This window comes from Streptomyces sp. NPDC021225, from assembly GCF_044332865.1.
Taxonomy (GTDB): domain Bacteria; phylum Actinomycetota; class Actinomycetes; order Streptomycetales; family Streptomycetaceae; genus Streptomyces.
Map to the genome: position 1 here is coordinate 120,015 of NZ_JBIRPV010000014.1, position 25,450 is coordinate 145,464.

Below are 25,450 nucleotides of genomic sequence, written 5' to 3' on the forward strand. Positions count from 1 at the left end.
TGCTCACCCCCTGCCCCTCTCACGTCGCAGGAGATCCTCGAAGTGGGTCGCCTGAAAGGCGTTCCCGGCCCGCCGGTAGGCGTCGGCCGTACGGGACAGCAGGGCACAACGCTCCTTCCGGGTGCGCAGAAGGGCGCTGTTGCGCACCAGTTGCCAGGCCCTGGCGAGGTGCCGAGCGGAGCCGGCCGGGTCGCCCTGCCCGTCGAGCAGGCGGGCGAGTTCGCTCAGCAGCGCCAGCCGGACGGCGGGGGGAAGATCCCCCGAACCGGAGTCCAGGCACTTGCGCAGGGTGTGGCACGCGCCGGCCGGATCGCCGTCGGCCGCCTGCTTCCGGGCCTGCTCCAGCGCGCTCTCGCCGGGCGGTGGGCGGTGGGCCCCGGCCTCGGCCCCGGCCAGCGCGTCCAGGAGTTCCGCCGCACTGCGGAACCGCCGCGCGGGCTCGAACTCCAGGCAGCGCAGGACCACGGCGTCGATCCCGCGCGTCACGGTGTTGTTCAGCCGTGACGGCGGGGCCGCCGCGTGGCCCTCCTTCTTCTGCTGGTACAGCCAGTCGCCGTGCAGCGTGTCGGGAAGGCCGGGGGGCGGTATGAGGTGCGCGAAGGGAAGCCGGCCGGTCAGCCCCTCGTACATCAGCACCCCGAGTGAGTACAGGTCGGAGGCGGGCACGCTCTCGCCCTGGGAGGTCTCGGGCGCCATGTACGTCAGAGTGCCGGCGACTCCGGGCACGGTCCCGGACGCCAGCAGCCTGGCGGCGAGGCCGAAGTCGATCAGCCGCACGGTCAGGTCCGAGCCCAGCAGGACATTGTCCGGCTTGAGATCCCGGTGCAGCAACGGCTGGTCCAGGGCATGCAGTCCGCGCAACGCCACACAGATCTGCCGGGCCCAGTTGAACAGCAGCTTGGCGGGGACCGTCTTCAACGTCTCGAACTGGGCGGCGAGTGTGGTGCCCTGCACGTACTCCATCACCAGGAACGCCCGGCCGTCGGCGTCGTGGGCCAGCCCGCCGTCGTACACATGAACGAGGTGGCGGCGTGCCTCGGCGTCGGTCATCCCGTCCATCGCCTCGGCCAGCCGCAGGATGTCGGCGAACCGCTCCTGGGCGTCCGCCTCGGTCATCCCCGTCTCCTTGGAGATCTTGCAGGCGACCCGCCGGACGGGGCGGCCGAGGATGCGCTGCTCGCTGAGGAAGACCGCGCCGAAGGCGCCGCCACCGATCCACTTGGTGAGCAGATAACGGTCGTTGATCACCCGGCCCTCGAACGACCGCAGGTCGGTCCCGGCTCCGTCGTCACTCATGACCCGGTCCGGCCTCCTTCGCCGTATTTGCCGCCGGAGCGGGGCTGAAGCGGACGTCCGTCCGGGGTTCGCCGGGCCCGATGCGACGGAAGTCGAGCTCGATGCGGGTGCAACTCCGGAACTCCGCCTCCCGGCGCTCCTGTTCGAGAAGGATGGGATTCTCGATCAGGTCCGACAGGATCTTCGCGATGATGCGGCCGCCCTCCTTGCCGCCGGACTTCTCGTTCAGCAGGTGTCCGCGCCCGGCGGCGTAGCGGATCAGCGTTTCGGGAACGACCAGCTCCTTTTCTCGCTTGTCCAGCCAGAATTCGCGCTGCCGGTCGACCAGCTTGCGGCAGATTCCGGTCATGGCGTCCAGGTCCAGCGGGCGGAACACGATGATCCGGCGAATGCGCGCCAAGAACTCGGGAGAGAAGACAGGACCGCCCTGCGCACGGTTCCCGATCTGGGGCAGTGCCTCTTTCACCCGCGCGACGATCTCCTCGTCGGACCGGCCCTCCCGTGCCATCCGGGAAATGATCTCCTGACCCGCATTGCTGGTGAGGATGAATATCGCCCGGTCGCCATGGGCCTTGACACCACGCTGGTCGACGATCCAGCCCTCGTCGAAGAGGTTGAGGAACGGCCGCCAGACCTCGGGGTGCGCCTTTTCCGCCTCGTCGAGCAGGAAGACGCAGTACGGGTCCGCGTTCAGCTCGTTGATGAGGCGGCCGCCGCGCTCGTAGCCGATGTATCCCGGTGGGGAGCCGATGATGCCCGACACGCTGTGCGCCTCGGAGAAGTTCTCCATGGGGTAGGTCTGCAGGCGTTTGGAGGAGGAGTAGAAACTCGCGACGGTCTTCGCCAGCTCGGTCTTGCCCGTCCCGGTCAGCCCGGCGAAGAGCATCACCGAGGCGGGGCCGTTGCTCGCCCCGGCCAGGCCCGACTTGATGCGGCGCAGCTCGCTCGCGACGACCTCGACCGCTTCCCGCTGCCCGAAGACGGACCCGCCCAGCGCCTGTTCGTAGTCGGTCCGCTCCCCGCCCGTGCCGGCGATCTGCCCGGCGGGCACGCCCGACACTTCGGCGATGACCCGCACCACGTCCTCGGTGTTCACGACGGCCCGGGTATCGCCGAGCTGCGTACGGCGGTAATCCAGGTCTTCGCAGGCCCGGCGGAGCACCTTGACGGCGGCGAGCGGCAGCCGCTGGTTGAGGATGTAGTCGCCGGACATCACGACTGCCCGGTCGACGGCGCGGTCCTCCACCTCGGTGTTGAACTCCGCTTCCAGGCCGTCCGCCGCCTGGCGGACCATGTCTCGCGCGCAGGCCCGGGCCGGCTCGGTCATGTCGATACGGGTGGTGAGTTCGCGCAGGGCGTGGTCGGAGGACAGCAGGTCGTCGTACTCCTGGCCGGACAGCACCCCGACGAGATGGATCCGGCGCTCCTTCAGCGCGCTGCGCAGGGCCGGTACGTGGTCGGTGCCCCCGGGGCCGCGGAGCATGGCTCCAAGGCCGTCCAGGCACACGATGAGATCAGTACGCCCGGCCACATGGGCGATGATCCTGGCGAGCTTGGCACCGCTCTCGGAGTCCGGTACGTCATGGCAGTCGACGCGCAGCAGGCGCTTGCGCCGCAGGAAAGGCAGCTCTCCGGCCGCCGCGCGCCTGGCCAGTTCGCGCAGCAGGGTGGTGGTGCCGACCCCGGCGGGCCCGGTGATCAGCACATGGTTGTCGGTCGTACGATGCAGGGCTCGACCCAGGGCGTCGAAGTAGCGCTCCAGGTGCAGGGCGGGAACGATCCCCTGGGTCCGCGCCAGCCAGGTGAGATCCTCGGCAGGCGGTGACTGCGGCGGTAACCGGAAGGAGACCTCGCGCGGTCCCGCGGTGCGCGCCTCCCTGACGGCCTGGGCGAGCAGCTCACGCATGCGGGCGAGGTCCACCCGGAGCGGTTCCCCCTGGAACACCGACGCCAGCCTCGGCGGCGGATCCTCCAGCAGGGCATCGAGCAGATGCGGTGTGTCGACCAGCTCGGCACCCCAGACCGCGGCAGCCCGCCAGGCGCGCCGGAGCAGGGCGAGCATCGGCTCTCCCAGCCCGTCACGATGCAGTGGCGGCGCGTCCTTTCCGTGCTGTGACAGCCGGAAGGCGCCGCTCAGCAGCTCCGCGACCTTCACCAGGCCCAGCTGCGGCGGGATCTGGAGCCGGACGAGCCGCTCGGTCAGCCCCTCCGTCTCGCCGAGCAGGGCGAGGAAACAGTGCGGCGGTAACAGGCGGTCGTACCCCAGCTCACCCGCGCGCCCCGCCGCCTGCTCCAGAATGGCCCAGGCATCCGCCGAGAAATCCTCGGAGCGCAGCCTCCCGGTCTCGTCCAGCAGAGCGGGAGGCTGCTCGGTGCTGAGGCGTGCCTGTTCCCGCAGGGTGCGCGCGGCGGCCGCCATGTCGAGAATCCGCAGGAACTGCCGGTCACCGGGGTCGGGATGATCCAGGACGCAGGCGATGAGCAGTTCGAGGCAGACGGGGCGCAGCCGATCCTGGTCCTGGGCGAACTCCGCGGCGAAGCGGTCGAGGCCGGACAGCGTCTCCGGTGTGAAGCGCTCACGTCTTCCGTCGAAATCGAAATCCAGTCCGTCCTGGCTCCCCGGGTTGTACACCGCGATGGTTTCCAGCAGATGCCGCGGCTGGGCACCGTCGGCGAGCGTGAGCGCGAGTGCCGACAGAACTCCTTGATCGCCGGCGTCGATCGCGGCGTAGAGGATGTCACTCGGGCGGACTGTCCCCGAGCAGCGCTGGGTTGCCGCCGAGAGAACGTCGATTGTGCGTTCGTCCAGAAGTGTATGCGGAGTGAAGATCCCTTCCGAAAACAGTGACAACACGACGGCACCCCCGTACCCGTTCCCGGCAGACCATGTTGGCGGAGAATTCCGGAGCCGACGGCGGTTTCTCCGCTGTATTCACAGTTTGACACGGGTGCGACAGGGCCTGTCGCCATTGAAGTTTTTTGATCTTTGAATCCCCTGGTCATGTGGGCTGGTGTGCGGGGCCTATGTCGGCGCGCATGGCCGAGCGCAGGGCGGCCAGCGCGTCGATGTATGTGCGGTGGACGCGCTGCCACTCGGCTGCTCCGGGGGCGTTGTTCTCCGGCGTACCGGAATTGCCGATGGTGACCTCGGTCGTGGCTATGACGTTCCGCATCGCTCGCAGCGAGCGGTATGCCGTATCGGCGGCGTCGGCCACCGGCGTCGGGGCGACGAGGGTGATCTCGTAGTTCAGGGAGAGCAGGGAGTGACTGCGCCAGGCGGCCCGGACGTCGCCTTCGTCCACGGGCGCCTGTTGGCGGATGGCGAGCAGTTGCAGCTCGCTGTCCGTGTTGGTGAGGGCTTCGAGGTAGCGGGCGTACAGCTCCCGCCTGAGCTGGTGCAGCTGGTGTCCTCGATCACGTTTTGCGCGAACAGCCTCACCCAGCAGCGTTGATCCGACCCCAACTATCGCGCCGATCAGCGTGCTTATGGGCGTAGTCCAATCCATGAGCTGACAGCGTAGGTCGAATGGGCCTCCGCTTGCCCCTGCCCGAGCCCCGGGCTCAGCCGAACCGGCGGCTGCGGCATGCTTGCTGCCCGTCAGGCGTGAGCGAAGCAGGGAGCAGGCATGGGAACGCCCGAGTCCGTCGTGGCCACGGGGAAGAAGGCGGCGGGGGCCCCGCCGTCCACGGCGCGTCGGCTGGCCACCTCGCTGGTGTGGGCGGTGTCGGTACCGCTGATGTTCACCGCCGCCGCCTGGCTGGCCCAGTATCCGTCGGTCGGCATCTACGCCGGAGTCGTGCTCGCGCTCGGGACGTTCGCCGTCGCGGCGACCGTGGCGGGCGGCATCTGGCACCGGGCGGGGGCGGCGGCGCTGGTGTCCTGCGCGGGGTTCGCGCTGACGCTGTTCGCCGGGCCGGGGCTGTACGAGCTCTATATGAAGACCTTCGGGGAGAAGGTGCCAGCCGTAGTCATCAAGGTCGAGGACCGCGATGAGCAGCAGCACTGCACGGTGAAGGAGACCGGCGGGAAGCGGGCCGTGCACGAGATATCGCAGCAGCAGAACTGCTTCGACCACATCAAGCGGCTCCAGCGCGTCGTCCTCCGCGAGGACCCGATGGGGGTCCTGGAGCCACGGCTGCCGGACGGGCCCGACCAGTCCGGCCAGACCGCCCTCACCCTGGGGATCTCCGGTGGGCTGTTCGTGGTGACCGGCGCCTCGATGTTCTACGCGGGGCAGCGCAGGCGCTGACCGGGGCCGGAACGTGGAACACGGGTGCAAGCGGGTGGAACGCGGGTGGAATACGGGGCGCGGGCGGGCGGGTTTCCTCGCTGTGGTTGCCAGGGAGCGATTCAGGCGGCTGTCGGCGGTCGTCCGGCGGTCCTCGCGGGTCGGCGGTGGGCGCCGGCGCCGGGGAGCCGGCTGCCCCGGGCCTCCTGTGACGGCCGAGGACTGCCGCTGCCGTGGGGCGCGCCGCGTGGACCCCGACCCCGACGCCGTCTCACGGCTGCGCCGCTTCGGGGAGTCCCTGCTCCGCGGTGACCAGCGGGGCCGGGGCCGTGGGTGAGACGGCCGGGCGGCCGCGCGTCACCACCTCGCACAGGTCCTCCAGCGCCCGCCGCGCCGCGCCGGCGGGCAGCGGCGCCAGGGCGGCGCGGGCCTCGTCCGCGTAGCGGGCGGCGGCCACCCGGGCCTGTTCCAGGGCGGGGTGGGCGCGGAGCCGGCCCAGCGCCTCCGCGTACCGGGGCTCGTCCGAGAACCCGGCGGCGAGCAGTTCGCACAGCTCCCGGTCCTCGGGCGAGCCGGTCGCCTTCGCCCGCGCCCGCAGATACAGGACGGGCAGTGTGGCGAAGCCCTCGCGCAGCGCGGTGCCCGCGCGGCCGCGCGGCAGGCCCCCGGCCCCGCGGCCCTCGGCGATGTCCAGCACGTCCTCGGCGAGCCGGCAGGCGACGCCCAGCCGCTCGCCGTAGTGCGCGAGCGCGCCCGCGACCTCCCGCCCCGCGCCGGACGCCAGCGCGCCCAGCCGCCCGGAGACCGCGATCAGCGAACCCGCCCGGCCCGCCAGGACCTCCAGGTAGTGCTCGATCGGGTCGCGGTCGCCGCTGGGGCCGGCCGTCTCCAGGATCTGGCCGGTGACCAGCTGTCTGAAGGCGTCGGACTGGATCCGTACGGCCTCCGGGCCCAGGTCGGCCAGCAGGTGGGAGGCGCGGGCGAAGAGGAAGTCGCCGGTGAGCACCGCTACCGAGTTGTCCCAGTTCGTATCGGAATCATCGGTGCGGTGGTGCGCGTCGGTGTCGTCCAGCACATCGTCGTGGTAGAGCGTCGCCAGGTGCGTCAGCTCGACGACGACGGCCGAGGGCACCACGCCCGGCGCGGCCGGGTCGCCGAACCGCGCGGCCAGCAGCACCAGCAGCGGCCGCAGCCGCTTGGCGCCCGCCCGCACCAGGTGCTGGGCGGCCTCGGTGATGAACGGCACATCGCTCTTCGTGGCCTCCAGCAGGCCCGCCTCGACCGCCGCCAGTCCGGCTCGGACGTCGGCTTCCACCGCGCGGTCCCGCATGGACAGCCCCATGGGCCCGGGGAGGGTCACGGACGGGTCTCCTGTCTGTGGCTGGCCGGCATCTCCGGCATCGGGAACGTAGTAGGTGAAATGTCTCACACGGGGCAGGGTTTCGAGAGCCCACGGCTCCGCTTTCGAGGGCCTACGGCTCCGCCGGGACGGTAGCCCGGACGCGGCTGCCCCGGCCCGGCCGGCTGTCCACGCTCAGCGTGCCGCCCACCTCCCGGGCCCGCTCCCGCATGGACAGCAGGCCCAGATGGCCGGGGAAGGAGCCCCGGGAGTCAAAGCCCACGCCGTCGTCCGCGACCGTCAGCGTGATCGTGCCCGGGCCGCTGAGCAGGTGGAGGCGCACATGCCGCGCCCCCGAGTGCTTGGCGACGTTGTGCAGCGACTCCTGGGCGATCCGGTAGAGGGCGTGCTTGGCTTCCGGCGTGGTCTCCGGTTCCGGGCCGAGCGTCGCCTCGGCGGCGATGCCGTACCGGTCGCGCAGCGCCGCCACGTGGTGCGCGAGCGCCGCGACCAGGCCGTCGGCCTCCAGCGTCTCGGGCCTGAGGCGGCCCAGCACGGCCCGCGTCTCGGTGATCGCGGCGTCGGCGAGCTGCCGGACGTAGTCGATCGGCTCGGCCAGCTCCGGCAGCGCGTCCGTGCCCCGTCCCTCGGCGCCGCGCAGGTCACGGTCCAGCAGCTCACGGGCGGTGCGCGCGCCCAGGGCGATGCCGTACAGGGCCTGGCAGAGGGAGTCGTGCAGCTCTCTGGACAGCCGTCGCCGCTCGTCCAGGGCGCCCCTGTCCCGCGCGGCCGCCCGGCGCCGCTCGTCCGCCACCGCGCGGGCCGCCTGCCCGGCGATCGCGTCGAGGAGGGCCAGGTCGAGGCCGTCGGGCCGGCGGCCGGGCGGGTAGCGGCAGTGCAGCACTCCGGCCACCCGGCCCGGGCAGCGCAGCGGCCAGGCCGCTCCGGTGCCGTCGTCGCGGAGCGTACGGATCACGGGCGCGGCGGAGGCGATCGCCTCCCGGGCTTCCTGGGCTGCTTCCGGTGCGCTGTCCGGTTCCAGCGGTTCCAGCGGTTCCAGCAGCCGGACGGCGCACTCCGCCGCGCCCGTGTGCGCCACGGCCGCGGCGGCCAGCCGGTCCAGGGTGGGCCGCAGCCCGTCCGTATCGGAGGTGTCGGCCAGCCGGCGCAGCTGCTCCCGGGTGCGGAGCTGGGCGACCGCCAGGGCGGCGGGCGCGGCGAAGCTCCTCAGCGCGCGTCGGTCGTCCGAGGTGAAGCGGCGAAGGCCGAGGACGCTCGCCTCCAGGACGCCCACGATCCGTCCTCGCACGGTCAGCGGTGTGTCCAGGACGGCGGTGAGCCCGGCCGTACGCGGGGTGCCGTCGGCGGCCCGTACGGTCAGGGCCTCGCCGGGGACGGGGCCCTCGGCCGGTTCCATCACCAGCACCCGCGCCGCGTCCGCGCCGAGGGCTTCCCGCGCCCGCCGTACGACCAGCCGCAGCAGGTCCTCGGCGGGTTCCGCGTCCAGGACGCGCCGCTGGATCTCGGCCAGGGCGCGCCGCCGCGCCCTGGCCCGGCGCCTGACAGTGATCACGCCGACCACCAGTGGTCCCGTGTCGCCTCCAGCGGCTCGGGGGTGTTGAGCTCCCCGGCCGGCACCAGGCCCGACTGGACGGCGTACACCGCGGCCTGGGTGCGGCTGTGCACCCCGAGCTTGGTCAGGATGTGGCTCACATACGTCTTCACCGTCTGCTGTCCGATCCGCAGGTCGCGCGCGATCTCCTTGTTGGACTTGCCGCGGGCGAGCATCGTCAGGACCTCGGCCTCCCGCTCGGTCAGCTGCTCCGGCCCGCTCGGGGCCCTGACCTGGCCCATCAGCCGGGACGTCGCGTCGGGGGAGACCTGGATCCGGCCGGCGGCGGCGCCCTTCACCGCGTTTCTCAACTCGTCGGCCTCGGCGTTCTTCAGCAGAAAGCCGATCGCGCCCGCCCGGACCGCCCCCATGACCATGGCGTCGTCGAGGGCGCTGGTCAGCGCCACGACCTCCACCTCGGGGAGGTCCTGACGGATCTCGGCGGTGGCCGAGATCCCGTCCATGACGGGCATCAGCAGATCCATCAGGACCACGTCGGGGCACAGCTCCCGGGCCAGTCGTACGGCTTCCCGGCCGTTGGTCGTCTCGCCGACCACCTTGATGTCGTCGTCGAGACTGAGGATCATCCGCAGGCCCTGCCGGACGACCGCGTGGTCATCGGCGATCAGAACTCGAAGTGCCACTTTGGCTCACCTGCTCACGGGACGAGTGCGGACACGGGCACGGGCGGGCGGCGGGGGAGAGCGCGCGCCGAGCGGGCCGCTCCAGCCGCTCCACCCGAGCCGGCCGGGCCATCGGCTCCGTTCGAGCCATCGCTCCACCGCGGCGACGAACGGCTCGCACAGCGGCAGGGCCAGCAGCACCAGGGCGCCGGCCGCCCAGCCGCCCAGGACGTCGCTGACCCAGTGAGTGCCCAGGTAGACCGTGGCCAGTCCGATGGCGAGGGCCATGGCCCCGGCCGCCGCGCGCGCCGCCCGGCGGTGGCGCCCCGCGAGATAGGCCAGGGTGCCCCAGACGACGACCCCGTTCGCGGTGTGGCCGGACGGGAAGATCATCCCGCCGTGGAACAGCTCGGCCGAGCCGACCGTGTGCGCGTAATGCGGACCGAGACGGCCCACCCCGAGCTTGACGGCGCCCACGCTCGCGTTGAGGAGCGTGAGGGCGAGGGCGAAGACGATCATGGGGCGCACGCTTCCGGTGCGCCAGGAGCGCCAGCCCAGCCAGGCCAGCGCCGCGACGGCGGTGGGGCCGCGCTGGCCCGCGACGATGAACACGTCGAGCGGCCCTTGCGCCCACGGCCAGTGCTTGTACGGCTTGAACAGCGCCACGTGCCAGTCGAGGCGGACCAGGGGCGAGGTGGTGAGCACGCCCACCGCGACCGCCGCGTAACTCGCGGCGGCGGCCGGCAGAAGGATCCGTAGGCTGCGGCGCATGGGGAGGAAACTCGCCGCGGTACGCCCGGAATTCCCCCGAGTGGGGGTTTTGTCCCCCAAAGTGGGGTCAACCGGTCGGCGTCACTCGTCCGGTTCCACGTGACGGAACCCCCAGTCGGCCGCCTTGGCGACCGCCTCCAGCTGGGACCGCACTTCCAGCTTCTCCAGGATCTTGCGCACATGCGTACGCACCGTGGCGTAGCTGATGCTCAGCCGCTCCGCGACGGCCCGGTTGTCCAGGCCCTGGCTCATCAGGGTCAGGATCTCCTGCTCGCGCGGGGTCAGGCTCTCCAGCCGCTCGGTCTGCTGCGCGGAGGAGCGCGCGTTCTCCCGGTGCCGGGCCAGGACCTCGACGAGGGTGCTGGCCGGGATGAGGGTCTCGCCCTCGGCCGCCGAGCGGATGGCCGCGGCGATCTCGTCACCGCTCGCCGACTTGAGCAGATAGCCGCAGGCCCCGGCCTCCACCGCGGCCAGCAGCGCCGAGTCGCTGGCGTCCGCGCTGAGGATCACGATGGCGGTGGAGGGGTCGTTGGCCCGGATCGCGGCCGCCGCGTCGGCTCCGGTGCCGTCGGGCAGTCGGAAGTCGACGAGCGCCACGTCGGGGCCCAGCTCCTTGGCCATGGGGACGACCTCCGCGACCGAGTCGGCCCACCCCACCACGGTCAGGTCCGAGTACTCCGCGAGCAGCGCCCACAGACCCTCGGCCACCACCCGGTGGTCCTCGACGATCAGCACCTTGGTGAGATCGGCCGGCGCGGTCACGACTGCGTGTCCCCTTCCGGACGGTCCAGTTCCGGACGGTCCAGAGGGGCGGGCGAGTCCGGTGCGTCCAGCGGACCCAGGGAGCCCGACGAGCCCGGCGAGTCCAAGGAGCCCGACGAGTCCAGGGAGTCCGGGTAGCCCGAGGTGTCCGCGGGGCCGAAGGGCAGCGGGCCGCGGCCCGGGGCCTCGCCCAGCGGCACCCAGAACTCGACCGTGGTGCCCGCGCCCGGCGCGCTCTCGATACGGCACCAGCCGCCCGCGATCTGCGCCCGCTCCTGGATGAGCGACAGGCCCAGATGGCCGGGGCGGGACTCCACCTCGAGCGGGTTGTAGCCCTGGCCGTCGTCCACGATCCGCACCAGGCAGCCCTCGTCGAGCCCCAGCAGCTGCACATGCACGGTCTTCGCCCGCGCGTGCTTGCGCACGTTCATCAGCGCTTCCTGCGCGGTGCGGTAGATCAGGGCCATGGTCTCGGGCGGCGGCTTGGCCGCGATCCGGTCCTCCAGCCGGTACTCGACGCCGGTCTCGGTGCGTATCTGCTCCAGGAGTCCGCGCAGCGCGGCGGCCAGGCAGCCGTGCTCCAGGCTGGACGGGCGCAGGTCGAAGATCAGCTGGCGCAGTCGGCTCAGCGACAGCTTGAGGGTCTCGTCCAGCTTCTCCATGATCCGCTGCTCATCGGGGTCGCGCAGCCGCCGCCGCAGCTGCTGGAGCCGCAGGCTGGCCGCCGTGATGACCTGGATGGTGTCGTCGTGGATGTCGGCGGCGATCCGCCCGCGCTCCGCCTCCTGGGCGTGCACGAGATGGCTGAGCAGCGCCTGGCGGTCCCGGTCGGTGATCTCCAGCAGCTCCAGACTGCGCTCCAGGACGAACTGGGCGCGCTGCACCTCGGTGATGTCCTTGATGGCCAGCACGGTCAGCAGCCCGTCCTCGGTGCGCAGCGGGATGATGCTGACGTCGGCCGGGAACTGCTTGGCGTCGCTGCGCCGCCCGACCAGCTCCATGCTGTGGCCCAGGGGCTCCTCCGCGGAGTCGGCCCAGTCGCGCAGCGAGATGGTCAGCGGCTGGTCGGGGAGGAGCGCCTCGACGGCGCGGCCGATCAGCTGGTCGCGGTCGTAGCCGAACAGGGCCTCGGTGCGGCGGTTGGCCGTCTGGATCCGCCCGGCGGAATCCACGATCACCATGGCGTCCGGGGAGGACTCGATGACCTGCCGGAACCGGCCCTCGGCCGCCCGCAGCTGGCTCAGGTCCGCGACGAAGACCACACACCGGGGCCGCCTGCCCTGGAGATGGCCGCCGCTGAACTGGGCGGGGAACTCGGTGCCGTCCCGGCGCCGCCCGGTCATCGCGGAGGGAGCGGTGAACTGCCGCCCGATCAGCTGCTCGGCGGCGGTGTGGTAGCGGTCGGGGACCAGGTCGCGCAGCCGCTTGTCGCGCAGCTCGGCCGAGCTGTAGCCGAACATGTGCCGGGCGTGTGCGTTGGCGGACTCGATCCGCCCGCGGGCGCCGACGATCAGTACCCCGCACGGCGCCTGGCCGAGCAGCTCCAGGTACGACTCCTCGAGCCGGTTGCCCACCAGCTCCTCGAACCGCCAGGAGGCGCGGTCGGCCCGCCGCAGCGGCTCGGCGCAGTCGGCGACGAGCTCCCCGGCCATGGAGAACTGGTCGCGGGCGGCCCGGGTGATCGCTTCGAGGATCTCCTCGGCGGGGGTGCCCTTGACCAGGTAGCCGGTGGCCCCGACCGCGAGCATGTTGAGCACGGTCTCCCGGTCACCGTGGGCCGAGAGGGCCACCACGCGGGCCCCGGGCACCTGCTCACGGATGGCGCGGACGCTGCTGGGCGCGTCGCCCCTGGGCATGTGCACATCCATGACCACGACACGGGGGCGGTGCTCCACCGCGGCGCGGATGGCCTGCTCGTGGTTGACGGCCAGGCCCACCAGCGCCAGGTCGGGGTGGGAGTCGACCAGGTCCGCGAGCGCTTCCCGGACCACGGGGTCGTCATCGGCCACCACGACTCGGATCCGGTCGTCGCGCATCAACCTCCACCTCCCTTGAGGACGGCACCTTGGAGCTCCAAGGTGGTCAGTTCGTCACGCCGGCAGTGCGCCAGCGATGGCATGACAGCGGCCAGCGGAGCCACCAGCACCTGGTAGTGGCTCCCGATGCGGTCGCATACGGCGACCGCCGCCGCGGCGTCCCACACCGCGGCCCAGAAGGCCCAGTCGTGCCTGCCGAGCGCCCGGGCGGTGTCCAGGGCGCACCGGCGCGCCACGGAGGCGGCGACCAGGATCCGGTACTGCTCCTCGTCGGACGTGGTGCGGTGGACCTCAGCCCACCCCTCGGCGCGGGTCTGGCTGGAGGTCTGCTTCCACAGATCGGCCACGCGGTCGATCTCCTCCGGGGAGAGGTCCTCGATGTGGGTCAGGAATTGTAGGACTCTTCGAGAATTCGGGCCGAAAATAACACTCATAGGACACTCCAGGACATGCATGGTACAACTATGGAACACCGGGCTTGTCTGTAGTTGTCCCCGGCCAGCCCCCCCGGCACCGTGAGTACGCATCTCTAGTGCCCCTGGCCCTGGCCGCTCGTGTTGTTGATGCCGGCCTTGGCGACCCCGCCGCTCTTGGAGCCGATGAGCTTGAAACTCACACCGTTCTCGTCCGCCGAGGTGATCCGGTACGAGCCCACGGCCGCCGCCTTGCCCCGGCCGTCCACCTGGAAGACCGCGATCTTCCGTCCGGCGACGCTGCCGCTGCCGGCGTAGACGGTCACCGTCTCGTTGGGCGCGAATCCGGAGCAGTAGAAGCTCAGCGTGGTGCCCGCCTTGCCGCCGAAGGTGCTGGGCTCGGCGCTGGGGGAGTACGGCAGCACGGTGAAGCCCGAGCGGACCACGGCCCGGCTCTGGTCGCCGATCGCGGTCAGGCTCTGCCTGCCCTTCAGCCCGAACGGCACGTCGAACGCCACGTCGCGGATCTGGCCGAAGGAGTTGGCCTGCGTGGTGAAGGCGGGGAGACCGGTGGTGGCGTTGATGTAGACCAGCACCCGCTCGTTCGGCGCGAACCGGTTCCCCGACAGCCTGATCCGCTGCCCGGCCTTCAGCGCGTACGGAGAGGACTTGATCGCCGGGTACAGGCTCAGCATCTGGAACGGTGCGGTGGCCGTGGTCTTGCTCTGCTGGCCGACCAGCACCAGCGTGCTCTGGCCCGTCGGGGCGACGCCGACCCTGATGTCCGCGCGGCCGACCCCGCCCGAGCTGTCGGTGCGCAGCCTGGCGACGGGGGTGCCGTTGGTCCGGCCCCAGAAGACGTTGATCTGCTCGCCCGGCTTGAAGCCGCGGGCGCTGATCGAGACCACGTCGCCCGGCCGGCCGACCATCTTGTTGATCCTCGCGGTGCCTATCGAGCCACCGGAGATCAGCTCGGCCTGGGCCGTCCGGCCGCCGCCGCGCTGCTGCGCGACCAGCGTGCCGGGCCTGCCGCCCAGCGACTCGGGCATGGTGAAGTTCACGTAGAGCGAGCCGTGCTTGTCCGTCCGGACCGTCCGGATGGGACGGCCCTTGGCGCCCGACCGCTTGGTCTTCAGCAGCAGGTCCACCGTGCTCTTGGGGGCGAAGCCGCCGCCTTCGACGGACGCCTTGCCGCCGGGGGCGACCAGGCCCGGATTGATGACGATGATCGGCCCGGAGGCCTGCGGGACCCGCTGATTGCCCAGCTTGATCGTCTTGGGCTTGGTCGTCGGGCGGATCTCCTGCTCCTGGGTCTTGCTCTTCTTCTGTGCGCTTCCGCCGCCGGACGAGTTGAGGGCGTTCCCGAGGCCGCCGCCCGCGACCATCTTGACCAGCGATCCGAGGATCGCGATGGCCACGATGCCCAGCAGGACCGTCTTCCAGGAGACCCGCTTGCGCTTCCCCCCGCCGGCGCTCGGCTCCCCCGGAGAGGCCTCGGAAGTCTCGGAGGTCTCGGAGGCCTTGGAAACCCTGAGGGTCTTGCTGGTCTTGGTGGCGCGTCTCGGCGGGGGCTCGTCGTAGTCGGCGTAATCGTCGCCGGAGCCTTCGTAGTCGTCGTAGTCGGCGTACTTGTCGTACTTTTCGTCGTCGCCGTATTCGCCGAAGTCGTCGCCCCCGTCGCCCCCGTCGCCTCCGTCGCCCCCGCTGTCGTTTCTGTCGTCTCCGTCGTCCCCGCGTTGCCCGGCCGCCTCACGGGTGTCGAATTCGTCGTCGTACTCTTCGTACTCGTCGTAGTCGTCGTACTCGGGCATGGCCTTCACCTCCTCTTCCGGCGGGCTACTTGTTCACCCGATAGATTTCAAGCCTGATGCCACCCCGGATGTCCGCCCATACCCTTTCCGAATTCCGTAGTGCCGCCAGGATCCAGTTCTCCCGGCCGTCGCCGTTGTTGCGGTGAATTGCGTTGCGCATCTTGTTGGACATGATGATGTAGTCGACGTTCTGCCATCTCTTGCGGAAGAGCTTGTCCCGCAGGGCAGGGTCGGACGAGGCGTTCCAGTGGGAATGCGCGTACGGATAGACCGGGTGCACGTCATGCAATTCACCCCACATGTCGTCGTCCATGATGATCCGCGCCTTGGGCGAGACGTGCTTGCGCACCCAGGCGATCTGTGCCAGCTGCATATGGGTCAGGGCCAGCTTGGACTGGTACTGGTCCGCGACCGCGACGCGGCCCTCGGTGTTGACGGTCAGGATGTATCCGGTGGAGGGCGAGGCCAGCAGCATGACGGCGAGCGCCGCGGGCACCGCGATCCGTACCTTGGCACTCGCCCGCCCGAGCACCTTGCGGAGCACCGGACGCCTCAGCAGTCGGTCCGTGACCATGCCGATATTCATGGCGAACATCGGAATCAGCGGGGTGATGTAGAAGTCCAGCACCACGCTGCCGCGCAGCAGATAGAAGGCATATCCGAAGCCCAGTGTCCCGGCGACGAAAAACCCCAGATCCCGCCGGTGTTTCCGCATTCCCCACCACACGCTGATGACCGTGGTGGCCATCCCGGCCAGCAGCAGAAACGAGTCCCGGGGCAGCCAGCTGGTGTACAGCAGACCGTGGTGGTTGAGCAGGCTGCCCTGACTACGGTTGATCTGCCACCACAGGGTGTAGAGCAGCGAGACGTGGTCCGCCGGCGGGTTGGCCAGGTCGAAGTCGAGCCCGCTGGGCAGCAACTCGTTCTTGAGCAGGGCGTATGTGACATAAGCGCCCACCGGGGCCGCCGCGGCGAACGGCCACAGCGTCCGGGTGAACCGCTGGCTGGGTGAGAGCCGGATCCTCCGATACAGCAGATAGAGGAATGTTGGGGCGAAGAAGAGCGCGTTCTCCTTGGTGATCAGCGCGGCCCCGAGGGCGAGCCCGCCGGCGAAGGCCGATCTGATCGTGGTCTCCCGGCGCAGCAGAGCGAACAGGGCCAGCAGCACCCAGAACATCATCAGGTTGTCCAGCAGCACCTGGCGCTGGTAGTAGACCGAGATCGGCGAGCAGTTGAAGAAGAACGCGGCGATGGTGGCGGCCAGCACGGTGCCGGACAGCCTCCGGGTGACCTCGAAGAGCAGCACCACCGAGCCCAGATGCACCAGCAGCATCAGGAATCGGCCGGTGTTGATCGCGTTGCCGAATGCCTCGAACTGCTTCGGCAGCGGGAACGCCCAGCCGGCCAGCGTGATCCAGCCCGCCGGGGCGTGGTCGTAGTCGTAGGTGTACGGGGACAGCCTGGTCTCTCTGACCAGCGACCACGCCCGCTGCATATAGATGCCCTCGTCGGTGAGGTACAGCGGATAGCGGAACAGGTGGTAGCCGTGCGTGAGCAGCCCGGTGAGCACGGACAGGAGCAGCGCCAGCCGACCGCGGCGGTCCAGCCGGGGGAAGATGCCGCGCTCGACGGACAGCCGGGGCGGCGGGCGGCGCCGCCGGGGCGGCGGGGGCGGGCGCTCCTCGACCGCGACCCCGCCCTGGGGCCGCTGGGGTCGCCGGGACTGCTGGGGCCCGTCGGGTCGCTGGGGGCGCTGTCCCTCGGGTCGCTGGGGGCGCTGGGGTCGCTGACCCTCGGGCCGCCGGGGCCGCTCGGGCCGGTCGGGGCGGTCGGGTCGTTGGAGACCCTCGGGCCGCCGGGGCCGGTCGGGCCGGTCGGGCCGCTGGAGACCCTCAGGTCGCCGGGGCCGGTCAGGTCGGTCAGGCCGGTCGGGTCGTTGGAGGCCCTCGGGCCGCCGGGGCCGGTCGGGCCGGTCAGGTCGGTCGGGTCGCTGGAGGCCCTCGGGCCGCCGGGGCCGGTCGGGACGCGGGGGTCGGTCGGGCCGCTGGAGCCGCTCGGACCCCTCGGGCCGCTGAGGCCGCTGAGGCCGCTCGGACCCCTCGGGCCGCTGAGGCCGCTCGGACCCCTCGGGCCGCTGAGGCCGCTCGGACCCCTCGGGCCGCTGAGGTGGCTCAGGTCGTTCGGGCCGCTGGAGGCTCTCAGGGCGCTGAGGCCGCTCGGGACGCTCAGGCTGCTGGGGTTCCGGCGGGTCCGGCGGGTCCGGCGGGCGCGGGTGCGGGGGGCGCGGGGGCGTGGGGTCATGCGACACGGGAGTCCGCCTCCTCGGGACGGGTGCGGTGGGCACCCACGTGCTGGGTCTTCTCCCAGTCGCGCCGGCCGAGCAGCTCGCGCCGCATGGCGCGCACCGCGGCATAGGCGAGGACCATCTGGAAGGGGAACCAGGCGATGGCCATCTTCACGAGCGTCTTCGGGGTGGCCTCCAGCCCGTGCGCGGCGGTGAACTCGTACAGTCCCACCGCGTTCACCAGGAAGTGCGCGCACAGCAGCAGGATGGGCAGATAGGAGAAGAGCGCGATCAGCACCGGCACCTTGAGGACCAGGATCATCCCCAGGGAGATCGGCAGATACAGGCCGAGCAGCGCCTGCCCGCGCGGAAACGCGAGGACGTAGAAGGCGAGCCATCGCTGTTTGCGCGTGGGCATCTGTTTCCAGGTGCCTTTCTTCAGGGTCTGCATGAACCCCTGGCTCCAGCGGGTGCGCTGCCGGATGAAGTGGCCGAGGGTCGGTGGCGTCTCCTCCTTGGTCACATAGCGGTCGTCGTAGACCACGCGCACTCGCTCGCCGCTGGCCGACACCCGCAGGCCCAGGTCCGCGTCCTCGGTGAGGTTGCGCTCGTCCCAGCCGCCGAGCCGGACCAGCAGTTCGCGAAAGAAGAAGACGGTGTTGCCGCCGAGCGGAATGGAGCCGAAGTGGGCGTGGTAGTGCAGTCGGCTCTTGAACCAGAAGAAGTACTCCAGGACGTTGAGCGTGGAGTACCAGTTGGAGTCGAAGTTCATCAGCTGGACGCCCGCTTGGACCACGCGCACCCGCTCCTTGAGCATGACCGTGTTGACCAGCAGAAAGATCTCGGGGTGGATGTCGTCCTCGGCGTCGAAGATCGTCACCACCTTGTGAGTGGTGTGCGGCAGAGCCACGTTGAGCCCGTGGGGCTTGTTGACGGGCTTGTCGTCGAACACCACGACCTCGACGTTGTGCAGCCCCTCCCGCTCCAGCTCGGCGACTTTCTCTTCCGCCTTTTTGATCGTGCCGGTGTCGTCCTGCGAACAGATCACGAAGACCTCCAGCAGCTTGGCCGGATAGTCGGCCCGCACCACCCGCTCGATGGTGGTCTGGATGACGTCCTCCTCATGGCGCGCGGGCAGCAGTACGCTGAATGACAGCCGCGGCCTGACAAAGGTTTCCGGGGCCTTGGCCTTCTGCTCGGCGTCCGTCCGGTCCCAGGTGTAGAGCATCAGATAGAGCACATGGGCCGACTGTATGGTCAGCAGCACCGAGACCAGCACCAGGCTCAGGTAGATAATGGAAATCATCGGTCCTGCCTCCCCCAGACCCAGCCCGCGCTCGCCGCGAAATTGGCCGCGAAGGCGGCGGCGATGCCGATACCGTTCGCCAACAGCAGATGGAGTCCCGCGCGTTCCAGCAGCCAGACCGCCATGACATTGACCGCGAGCCCGCACAGCACGGACACATTGAATTTCAGGAACCGTCGGACGGACGGGGTGCTCACCGAGAAGGTCCACCGGTCGTTGAGCAGATAGTTGTGGACCACGGCGAGTTCCACCGCGATCGGGGAGGCCGCGAGCAGCGGCCAGTGGGCCCAGTGGTAGAGCGCGAAGAGGGCTGCCGTGTTCACCAGCACGCCACCCACGCCGACCACCGCGAATCGCAGCACCAGACCGCTCAGGGCGGCCAGCGGGCCGCTCGTCGAGAGCGCGCGAAAGAACCTTCCTTTTCGCTTGCGGGTGTTGTCCACCCGTTCGCTCGGGTCGCTTGTGCGATCGCTGAACGTTCCGAAACGCTGCATCGCGACTCCCTACGCAGGAGGCTCTATCGCCGATGTCAGTCCAAGAGTGCGCCCCCGGATTTCCGAGGACATCACGCGTTCGGGGGAGGGCGTACTCCACCTTCGATGGACCGGCTTTCTCCCCCGTTTTGGGGAGGCGCGGAAACCGGGCCTGGAACCGGTCCCCCAAAAAGGGGAGCGGCAGGTCCCCCGCGCGCGGGTGTCCCCACCACGGGGGTCCGCAGAAGATGAAACGGCCAGGCGTCTGCCGACGGCCTCGCGTCCCCCCTGGGATGAAGCCTGGGATGAAGGTAGGTGACGTAATGTCAGATCGCGTGATACCGCACCGTTCATTCGCCGCCCGGACCGGGACCGTCATCGCCCTGATGGCGCTCTCACTCGCCCCCTCCGCAGCGGCCGCCGTTTCCGCCGTTTCCGCGGATTCCGATTCCGGCGCGATGCACGATTCCGAATGGGCGCTGACCGCGCTCCAGGCCAAGAAGGCGTGGAAAATCAGCAAGGGCGCCGGGGTGACCGTCGCGGTCATCGGCACCGGCGTCGACGCCGCCCATCCGGATCTGCGCGGGCGGGTGCTGGCCGGCAAGGACTTCGGGGACGGCCCCAGCGGCACCAGCACCCGCGACCAGGGGGACGCGATGGAGCAGGCCACCCACGCGGCCGGGATCATCGTGGGGACCGGCCGCAACTACCGGGGCAACGGGCTGCTGGGTCTTGCGCCCCAGGCCCGGGTGCTGCCGCTCGGGGTGTACGAGGACCGGAAGCCGCAGGTCGACGCCACCGCCAGGGCCATCCGCCACGCGGTGGGCCGCGGCGCGAAGGTCATCGATGTGGCGGTGTCCTTCAAGAAGCCGAACGCCGCGCTGCGGTCGGCGGTGACGTACGCGATCGGCGAGGACGCCGTGGTGGTCACGGGCGCGGGCGACAACGGCAAGGACGGCAACCGCCCCACCTACCCCGCCTCCTACCCCGGGGTGGTCTCCGTCGTGGCGACCGACGAGAAGGGCGCCGTGTGGACCGACTCGCACCACGGCGGGGGCGTGACCCTGGCCGCGCCCGGCGTCGCCATCCTGACCACCGCCCCGAACAAGGACTACTGGACCGGCGCGGGCACCGGCTACGCCGCGCCGTGGGTCGCGGCCGGCGCCGCCCTCGTACGCTCGGAGCACCCGCGCTGGACCGCCGGCCAGGTGGTGCAGAAGCTGATCGACACGGCCGACCGCAAGGGGTCATCGGGGCGTGACCCGCGCTATGGCTTCGGGCTGATCGCCCCGGCCAGGGCGCTGGCGGACCGCGCGGCGCCGCCCGCCTCCACCAGCCCGCCCGGCTCCGGAAAGGCGACCGCCGAGTCGAAGCGCGAGCACTCCGCGGCCCGGTCCGAGGAGGGGTCGGCGATGGTGGCGATAGGCGCGGTCGCGGGCGCCCTGGTGGTGCTCGCCGTCATCGCGGTCTTCCTGATCAGCCGCCGCAAGCCCCCGTCGAACAACTCCGACAGCTGACCGGCGGCCCCGGTGAACGGCGGACCCGGCGTGAGCGAGAGGGCCCCTGGGCGACTGGGGCTCTGGCGACGGTTGAGGCTACAGGTGCTGTTGTGGCTGATAGTGCTGCCGAGGTGGCTGGGGCTCGGGCCGGTACCGATACGGCTGCGCATGGGGGGATGGCGGCTGGGCCCGCGGCAACGGCTGCGTCAGGGGGGATGGCGGCGGTTGGGGCCGAAGGGGCGGCGCACGGGCCGCCGGTCCCCGCTGCTGACCGGCAGGGGCATCGCCCAGCTGCTGGCCCTGGCCCTGGTGGCCGAGGTCGCGACGGCCGCGACGGTGCTCCACCCGGGGGCGGCCCGGCCCGGGGAAGGATCCGTCTTCCACCTGGCCAAGCCGTACTTTCCGGCCTCCACCCGCTTCTACACCGACCCCGACAACCCGGCGGCACAGTGGGTGCGCGGCAACGCCCACGACCGCCGGGCGGCGGTCATCGGCAAGCGCATCGCCGACCAGCCGCAGGCCGCCTGGTTCACGGACACCGACCAGGGCCGGGTCGAGTCCCAGGTGCGGGGCGTGGTGCGGGCGGCCCGGGCCCGCGGGCGGCTGCCGGTGCTGGTCGCGTACGCCATCCCGCAGCGCGACTGCGGAAAGCACAGCTCCGGGGGCATGGCGAATCTGTCCGGGTACCGGGACTGGATCGGCGGCTTCGCCAGGGGGATCGGCGCCTCGCGCGCCGTCGTCATCCTGGAACCGGACGCGCTGGCCCACCTGACCTGCCTGAAGCGACGGCAGCAGGGGCAGCGGTACGCGGCCCTGACCCACGCCGGGCGGGAACTGCGGAAGCGGGCCCCGCACGCCCGTATCTACTACGACTCCGGGAACTCCCGCTGGCTCCCCGCGCCGGTCATGGCCGAGCGGCTGAAGCGCGCGGGGATCGACCGGTACGGGGACGGCATCGCCCTCAACGTCTCGAACTTCAATGCCACGCGCGACGAGGTCCGCTACGGCCTGTCCGTCCTCAGGGAGCTGCGCCGCCCCCGGCTGGGGGCCGTGATCGACACCAGCCGGAACGGCGCCGGACCCACCCGTGACCACCGCTTCTGCGATCCGCCGGGGCGCCGGCTGGGCACGCCGCCCACCGCCCGCACCGGGATTCCCGGGATCGACGCGTATCTGTGGGTCAAGCAGCCGGGCCAGGCCGACGGCTGCGCCGCGACCGCCGGGCTCTTCGTCCCCGGCTACGCCTTCGGCCTCACCCGCTGAGCCCCTGCCCCTGAGCCCCTGAGCCCCCCAGTCCTGGGGCTCAGGGGCTGTTTCGGGCCTGCGGTCGTCACTCTACGCATCTGATCCAGTGCACAGCGGAGCGAAACTGCCCGACCAAAGCGGACATAGGGCTATCAAAGCGGCCGAATTCCGCCTACCTCAATCGAGGTAGGCGGAATTCGGTCGTTTGGCGTGCCCGGCATTCCCGCAATTGAGGTAGCGGGATTTCAGTCAGGCGTACGGTGATTCGCCCCCGGTGGGTTCCCTAATGTCGTTGAGCGAAAGGGAAAGCCGCCTGAAGGAGCTCCACCGATGAAAAGAGTTCTCGTCGTGGAGCACCACCATCTGGTTTCGAGTGCGATCGCCGACCTGGTCGACGAGACACCCGGACTGGAGCTGGCCGGCGCCGCCAGATCGGTTCGTGAAGCAATTTCACTGGCCGAGCGCAGGCAGCCGGACGTGGTGCTCATCGACGTGGACAAGTCGAGCTGGAAATCGCTCCGTCTCGACCTGTTGGTCGCAGATCTCCTTCCCCGTGCGCGGCTTGTCCGGCTGACCGCAGTCTCCGACCCGCGAATGGAATGTCTGGAATCTCCGACGAATAATCCCAGCGTCCTGAAAACAGCCATACCCCAATTCCTCAGGAGTCTCACCGAATGAATTCCCCCATGGACAACAACGTTCCGACCGTTTCCGAGACCACCGGGTCGAAGCGTGGGCAGCGTTCCTACCGCCTGCGTGTCGGTATCGCGGCTGGTGTTGTCGTGGCTGCTGCCGTCGGTGGCACCGTGACCGCGTTCGCCCTGAATTCCGACGACAACGCTTCGTCCTCCACCGCCTCGTCCGTCGCGTCAGCGAAGGGCAAGGGCGGCGCGGCCGTCGACGGTCCGCTGTCCACCCGTGGTGGCGACATCGTGGACTCCAAGGGCCACAAGGTGGTGCTGACCGGTGTGAACTGGTTCGGTGCCGAGACCGGCAGCTTCGTGCCGCACGGTCTGTGGACCCGTAGCTGGCAGAGCATGCTCGACCAGATCGCGCACAACGGCTTCAACACGATCCGCCTCCCGTACTCCAACGAGATGTTCGCGGCCAAGAGCAAGCCCAACGGGATCGACTTCAAGCAGAACCCGGACCTCAAGGGCCTCACCGGTCAGCAGATCATGGACAAGATCGTCAAGGGTGCCACCGACCGCGGCATGATGGTGATCCTGGACCAGCACCGTCCGGACCAGTACGGCCAGAGTGAGCTGTGGTACACCCAGAACCTCACCGAGAAGCAGTGGCTGGACGACTGGACCCAGCTGGCCAAGCGCTACAAGGACAACCCCCGGGTGATCGGCGCCGACCTGCACAATGAGCCGCGTGGCCAGGCCACGTGGGGCGACGGCAACCCGAAGACCGACTGGCGCATGGCGGCCGAGAAGGCCGGTAACGCGATCCACGCCGTCAACAAGAACTGGCTGATCTTCGTCGAGGGCACCGACCGTCACAAGAACGAGCAGTTCTGGTGGGGCGGCGACCTCCAGGGTGTGAAGAAGTACCCGGTCACGCTGAAGGAGAAGAACAAGGTCGTCTACTCGCCGCACGACTACGGGCCGGGTGTGTACAACCAGAACTGGTTCATGGCCAAGGACTTCCCGAAGAACATGCCGGCCATCTGGCAGAAGCACTGGGCCTACATCAAGAAGGAGAACATCGCTCCGCTGATGCTCGGCGAGTTCGGCGGTCGCAAGACCGCGGGCAAGAGCTCCGAGGCCGTGTGGCAGAACGCGCTGATGGACTACCTCAAGAAGAACCAGATCAGCTACACCTACTGGTCCCTGAACCCGAACTCGGGTGACACCGGTGGTGTCCTGAACAACGACTGGAAGACGGTCGACAAGAACAAGATGAAGATGCTGTCCAAGTACCAGGCGCCGCTGCTGTCGGCCAAGGGGAAGACGTCGGAGTAACCCCCTCGGTACGACGGCCGCCGGACCCGGCGGTGGACAGCGAGGGCCCGCAGGCATCCCGCCTGCGGGCCCTCCGTCGTGTGTCGGTCCGGAGACGTCGTGTCCGGAGGCATGGGCTCACGCGGGCCAAAAACCCGGGCGCATCGGGAAGCGGGAGCTCACCTCGCCGGGTTTCCTCTCCGGGCCCGTTTCCGCACCGGCCCCCGAAAGCGCGAGGAGGCCGACGATGAAGCCCCAGCAGCGCACCGGCCGCGTACTCTTCCCGCTGGCCGTAGCGGCGGTGGCGGTGGCCGACCAGGTGACCAAGGCCCTGGCGGTGGCGACCATCGGCGGCACCTTCGGGCCACAGGGCGAGTTCGGTCCGATGCGCACCCTGCTGGTGCGCAACACCGGGGTGGCCTTCGGCCTGGGGCGGGGCCGGCCCCTGCTGATCACCCTCATCACCGTCGCCGGGGCGCTCGCCACGCTGGCCGCGGTGGGCGCGGGGCTGCGGGTCCGCACCCGGACCCGGGCCCTGGCCCTCGGGCTGATCGCCGGGGGCTCGCTCGGCAACGGCGCCGACCGGGCCGTACGACACCCCGGGCCGCTGCGGGGCGCGGTCATCGACTGGATCACGGTCTCGCCCCGCGGCCCGGTGTTCAACCTCGCCGACGCCGCCCTGGCGGTCGGCGCCTGCCTGATCGTCCTTGTCCTGGTACGCGACCTCAGGCGCCCGCTTTGGGGACCGCGCTCTCGCTGGCGTCCGGCTCCCCGGGCGGCAGCGGCGCCTCTTCGGGCGCCAGGTCCTGAGTCCGGTCCCGGGGAAGGTCCCGGTCCCGGGGCAGGTCCCGGGGAAGGTCCCGGTCCCGGGGCAGGTCCCGGTCCCGGTTCTGCGGTCGCTCCTCGGTCCGGCCTCGGCTCGGGTCCTGGTCCGCGAGGGAGCCCACGAGGTCGCGCAGCCGCCCGAGCGCCGCTTCGTCCGGGCCCTCGCGGGCCCCGCGGGAGGCCAGCGCGTTCGTGATGCGCTGATACGCGGCCAGCTCCCGGGCGCAGCGGTGGCACCGCGCCACATGGGCCCGGACCCGGCGCGCTTCCGGCGCGTCCAGCTCACCGTCCAGATACGACTGGAGCTCCGCGCCGTCCGCGAGGCACTCCTCGGCGTGGCCGCGCTCGGCGCTCCGCCACCACATCCACCATCTGCTGCTCATGCCCCACCTCGCTGTCCTTGGGGTTCCGCGGCCACCAGCCGATCCCGGATTCTTTTGCGCGCCCGGTGCAGCCTGCTCATCACCGTCCCCTTCGGCACGTCCAGCACCCGCGCGGCCTCCGCGTACGACAGCCCGTCCACATGCACCAGCCGCACCACCTGCTGGTCGCGCAGCGGCAGCGCCGTGAACGCGGCGTCCACGGCCTCGTCGAAGGCCGTGTCGACCACCAGCTCCTCGGGTGTCGCGCCCGGGGCGGACGCGAGCCGGTCGAGTTCGGTGTCCGGGTCGTCGAGCAGATGAGGTCTGCGCTGACGGCGGCGGCTCACCTCGGCGTGCCGCATGATCGTCAGCAGCCAGGCGCGCGGATGGCGGCCGTCGAAGCGGCCGACCGCCCGGTAGGCCCGGAGCAGGGTGTCCTGCACCAGATCCTCGGCGTCGGCGGGCTGTGCGGTCAGCGACATGGCCACCCGCAGCAGCACCTCCACCTCGGGGAGCACGTACTGGGCGAACATGCGCTGTTGACGGGCGTCCGGGTCAGCCACGGGTGCCTCCTCGGATCCTGACCCCCCGGGACGCGGTGACGACTGTCACACT

General features: G+C 70.7%; 21 protein-coding genes and 1 pseudogene. 6 read left to right on the plus strand and 16 right to left on the minus strand.

Annotation, left to right across the window (positions count from 1 at the left end):
- Positions 1–3: 3 nt before the first annotated feature.
- From ACH4S9_RS39660 to ACH4S9_RS39670, 3 genes are all read right to left on the minus strand, one after another.
- Positions 4–1,296, minus strand: a complete 1,293-nt coding sequence (locus tag ACH4S9_RS39660) for a serine/threonine-protein kinase (protein WP_398376594.1) — start codon at positions 1,294–1,296, stop codon at positions 4–6.
- Complete coding sequence (locus ACH4S9_RS39665; RefSeq protein WP_398376596.1) at positions 1,289–4,150, minus strand: AAA family ATPase; 2,862 nt, start codon at positions 4,148–4,150, stop codon at positions 1,289–1,291. Before ACH4S9_RS39665 ends, ACH4S9_RS39660 begins: the two co-directional genes overlap by 8 nt.
- Positions 4,151–4,295: 145 nt before the next feature.
- Entirely contained in the window at positions 4,296–4,802 is a 507-nt protein-coding gene (locus ACH4S9_RS39670) for a hypothetical protein (protein ID WP_398376597.1), read from the minus strand.
- Between the two features lie 120 nt (positions 4,803–4,922).
- Between ACH4S9_RS39670 and ACH4S9_RS39675 the strand changes: the two genes are divergently transcribed.
- Positions 4,923–5,546 carry a hypothetical protein gene (locus tag ACH4S9_RS39675; protein WP_398376599.1) on the plus strand — a complete coding sequence of 208 codons (624 nt, stop codon included), beginning with the start codon at positions 4,923–4,925 and terminating at the stop codon, positions 5,544–5,546.
- Between the two features lie 250 nt (positions 5,547–5,796).
- On the opposite strand, the gene ACH4S9_RS39680 is transcribed toward ACH4S9_RS39675, so the two are convergent.
- The 11 genes from ACH4S9_RS39680 to ACH4S9_RS39730 form a co-directional block, all read right to left on the minus strand.
- Positions 5,797–6,885, minus strand: coding sequence for a polyprenyl synthetase family protein (locus ACH4S9_RS39680; protein WP_385345695.1), 1,089 nt, complete (start codon positions 6,883–6,885; stop codon positions 5,797–5,799).
- Positions 6,886–6,997: 112 nt separating this feature from the next.
- Positions 6,998–8,437, minus strand: coding sequence for a histidine kinase (locus ACH4S9_RS39685; RefSeq protein WP_398376601.1), 1,440 nt, complete (start codon positions 8,435–8,437; stop codon positions 6,998–7,000).
- A complete protein-coding gene (locus tag ACH4S9_RS39690) occupies positions 8,434–9,120 on the minus strand; it encodes a response regulator transcription factor (RefSeq protein ID WP_311727098.1) in 687 nt (228 codons plus the stop codon). The genes ACH4S9_RS39685 and ACH4S9_RS39690 overlap by 4 nt, the downstream gene beginning before the upstream one ends.
- A 6-nt stretch (positions 9,121–9,126) precedes the next feature.
- Positions 9,127–9,870, minus strand: coding sequence for a phosphatase PAP2 family protein (locus ACH4S9_RS39695; protein WP_398376603.1), 744 nt, complete (start codon positions 9,868–9,870; stop codon positions 9,127–9,129).
- Positions 9,871–9,951: 81 nt separating this feature from the next.
- Entirely contained in the window at positions 9,952–10,632 is a 681-nt protein-coding gene (locus ACH4S9_RS39700) for a response regulator transcription factor (RefSeq protein ID WP_311727100.1), read from the minus strand.
- A complete protein-coding gene (locus ACH4S9_RS39705; RefSeq protein ID WP_311727101.1) occupies positions 10,629–12,668 on the minus strand; it encodes a PAS domain S-box protein in 2,040 nt (679 codons plus the stop codon). Before ACH4S9_RS39705 ends, ACH4S9_RS39700 begins: the two co-directional genes overlap by 4 nt.
- Complete coding sequence (locus ACH4S9_RS39710; protein ID WP_311727102.1) at positions 12,668–13,102, minus strand: hypothetical protein; 435 nt, start codon at positions 13,100–13,102, stop codon at positions 12,668–12,670. The genes ACH4S9_RS39705 and ACH4S9_RS39710 overlap by 1 nt, the downstream gene beginning before the upstream one ends.
- 95 nt (positions 13,103–13,197) lie before the next feature.
- Entirely contained in the window at positions 13,198–14,892 is a 1,695-nt protein-coding gene (locus ACH4S9_RS39715; protein ID WP_385345702.1) for a hypothetical protein, read from the minus strand.
- A gap of 25 nt (positions 14,893–14,917) precedes the next feature.
- On the minus strand, positions 14,918–16,462 hold the full coding sequence (locus ACH4S9_RS39720) for a glycosyltransferase family 39 protein (RefSeq protein WP_311727104.1): 1,545 nt from the start codon (positions 16,460–16,462) through the stop codon (positions 14,918–14,920).
- A 727-nt stretch (positions 16,463–17,189) separates the two neighbouring features.
- Entirely contained in the window at positions 17,190–18,482 is a 1,293-nt protein-coding gene (locus tag ACH4S9_RS39725; RefSeq protein WP_311727105.1) for a glycosyltransferase, read from the minus strand.
- Positions 18,479–18,976, minus strand: a complete 498-nt coding sequence (locus ACH4S9_RS39730; RefSeq protein WP_398376606.1) for a GtrA family protein — start codon at positions 18,974–18,976, stop codon at positions 18,479–18,481. The genes ACH4S9_RS39725 and ACH4S9_RS39730 overlap by 4 nt, the downstream gene beginning before the upstream one ends.
- A 437-nt stretch (positions 18,977–19,413) precedes the next feature.
- Between ACH4S9_RS39730 and ACH4S9_RS39735 the strand changes: the two genes are divergently transcribed.
- The 5 genes and pseudogenes from ACH4S9_RS39735 to ACH4S9_RS39755 form a co-directional block, all read left to right on the plus strand.
- The gene (locus ACH4S9_RS39735) at positions 19,414–20,472 is read left to right on the plus strand and encodes a S8 family serine peptidase (protein ID WP_311727107.1); all 1,059 of its coding nucleotides are present in this window, start codon (positions 19,414–19,416) and stop codon (positions 20,470–20,472) included.
- Positions 20,473–20,679: 207 nt separating this feature from the next.
- Positions 20,680–21,717 carry a glycoside hydrolase family 6 protein gene (locus ACH4S9_RS39740; protein ID WP_398376607.1) on the plus strand — a complete coding sequence of 346 codons (1,038 nt, stop codon included), beginning with the start codon at positions 20,680–20,682 and terminating at the stop codon, positions 21,715–21,717.
- Positions 21,718–22,029: 312 nt separating this feature from the next.
- A complete protein-coding gene (locus tag ACH4S9_RS39745; RefSeq protein WP_311727110.1) occupies positions 22,030–22,377 on the plus strand; it encodes a DNA-binding response regulator in 348 nt (115 codons plus the stop codon).
- A gap of 8 nt (positions 22,378–22,385) precedes the next feature.
- Complete coding sequence (locus tag ACH4S9_RS39750; protein WP_398376608.1) at positions 22,386–23,669, plus strand: glycoside hydrolase family 5 protein; 1,284 nt, start codon at positions 22,386–22,388, stop codon at positions 23,667–23,669.
- Between the two features lie 226 nt (positions 23,670–23,895).
- A pseudogene (locus tag ACH4S9_RS39755) lies at positions 23,896–24,351 on the plus strand (signal peptidase II); the annotation flags it as partial.
- Positions 24,352–24,373: 22 nt separating this feature from the next.
- On the opposite strand, the gene ACH4S9_RS39760 reads toward ACH4S9_RS39755, so the two are convergent.
- Both ACH4S9_RS39760 and ACH4S9_RS39765 read right to left on the minus strand, forming a co-directional pair.
- Complete coding sequence (locus ACH4S9_RS39760; RefSeq protein ID WP_398376610.1) at positions 24,374–24,856, minus strand: anti-sigma factor family protein; 483 nt, start codon at positions 24,854–24,856, stop codon at positions 24,374–24,376.
- Positions 24,853–25,398 carry an RNA polymerase sigma factor gene (locus tag ACH4S9_RS39765; protein ID WP_352131902.1) on the minus strand — a complete coding sequence of 182 codons (546 nt, stop codon included), beginning with the start codon at positions 25,396–25,398 and terminating at the stop codon, positions 24,853–24,855. Before ACH4S9_RS39765 ends, ACH4S9_RS39760 begins: the two co-directional genes overlap by 4 nt.
- Between the last annotated feature and the right edge of the window lie 52 nt (positions 25,399–25,450).

Bases quoted from the DNA above. Each gene is read 5' to 3' on its own strand.
- ACH4S9_RS39730 (WP_398376606.1), bottom strand. From the start codon at position 18,976: ATGCAGCGTTTCGGAACGTTCAGCGATCGCACAAGCGACCCGAGCGAA.
- ACH4S9_RS39705 (WP_311727101.1), bottom strand. From the start codon at position 12,668: ATGCGCGACGACCGGATCCGAGTCGTGGTGGCCGATGACGACCCCGTG.
- ACH4S9_RS39710 (WP_311727102.1), bottom strand. From the start codon at position 13,102: ATGAGTGTTATTTTCGGCCCGAATTCTCGAAGAGTCCTACAATTCCTG.
- ACH4S9_RS39760 (WP_398376610.1), bottom strand. From the start codon at position 24,856: ATGAGCAGCAGATGGTGGATGTGGTGGCGGAGCGCCGAGCGCGGCCAC.
- ACH4S9_RS39715 (WP_385345702.1), bottom strand. From the start codon at position 14,892: ATGCCCGAGTACGACGACTACGACGAGTACGAAGAGTACGACGACGAA.
- ACH4S9_RS39735 (WP_311727107.1), top strand. From the start codon at position 19,414: ATGCACGATTCCGAATGGGCGCTGACCGCGCTCCAGGCCAAGAAGGCG.
- ACH4S9_RS39660 (WP_398376594.1), bottom strand. From the start codon at position 1,296: ATGAGTGACGACGGAGCCGGGACCGACCTGCGGTCGTTCGAGGGCCGG.
- ACH4S9_RS39670 (WP_398376597.1), bottom strand. From the start codon at position 4,802: ATGGATTGGACTACGCCCATAAGCACGCTGATCGGCGCGATAGTTGGG.
- ACH4S9_RS39750 (WP_398376608.1), top strand. From the start codon at position 22,386: ATGGACAACAACGTTCCGACCGTTTCCGAGACCACCGGGTCGAAGCGT.
- ACH4S9_RS39695 (WP_398376603.1), bottom strand. From the start codon at position 9,870: ATGCGCCGCAGCCTACGGATCCTTCTGCCGGCCGCCGCCGCGAGTTAC.
- ACH4S9_RS39745 (WP_311727110.1), top strand. From the start codon at position 22,030: ATGAAAAGAGTTCTCGTCGTGGAGCACCACCATCTGGTTTCGAGTGCG.
- ACH4S9_RS39675 (WP_398376599.1), top strand. From the start codon at position 4,923: ATGGGAACGCCCGAGTCCGTCGTGGCCACGGGGAAGAAGGCGGCGGGG.
- ACH4S9_RS39725 (WP_311727105.1), bottom strand. From the start codon at position 18,482: ATGATTTCCATTATCTACCTGAGCCTGGTGCTGGTCTCGGTGCTGCTG.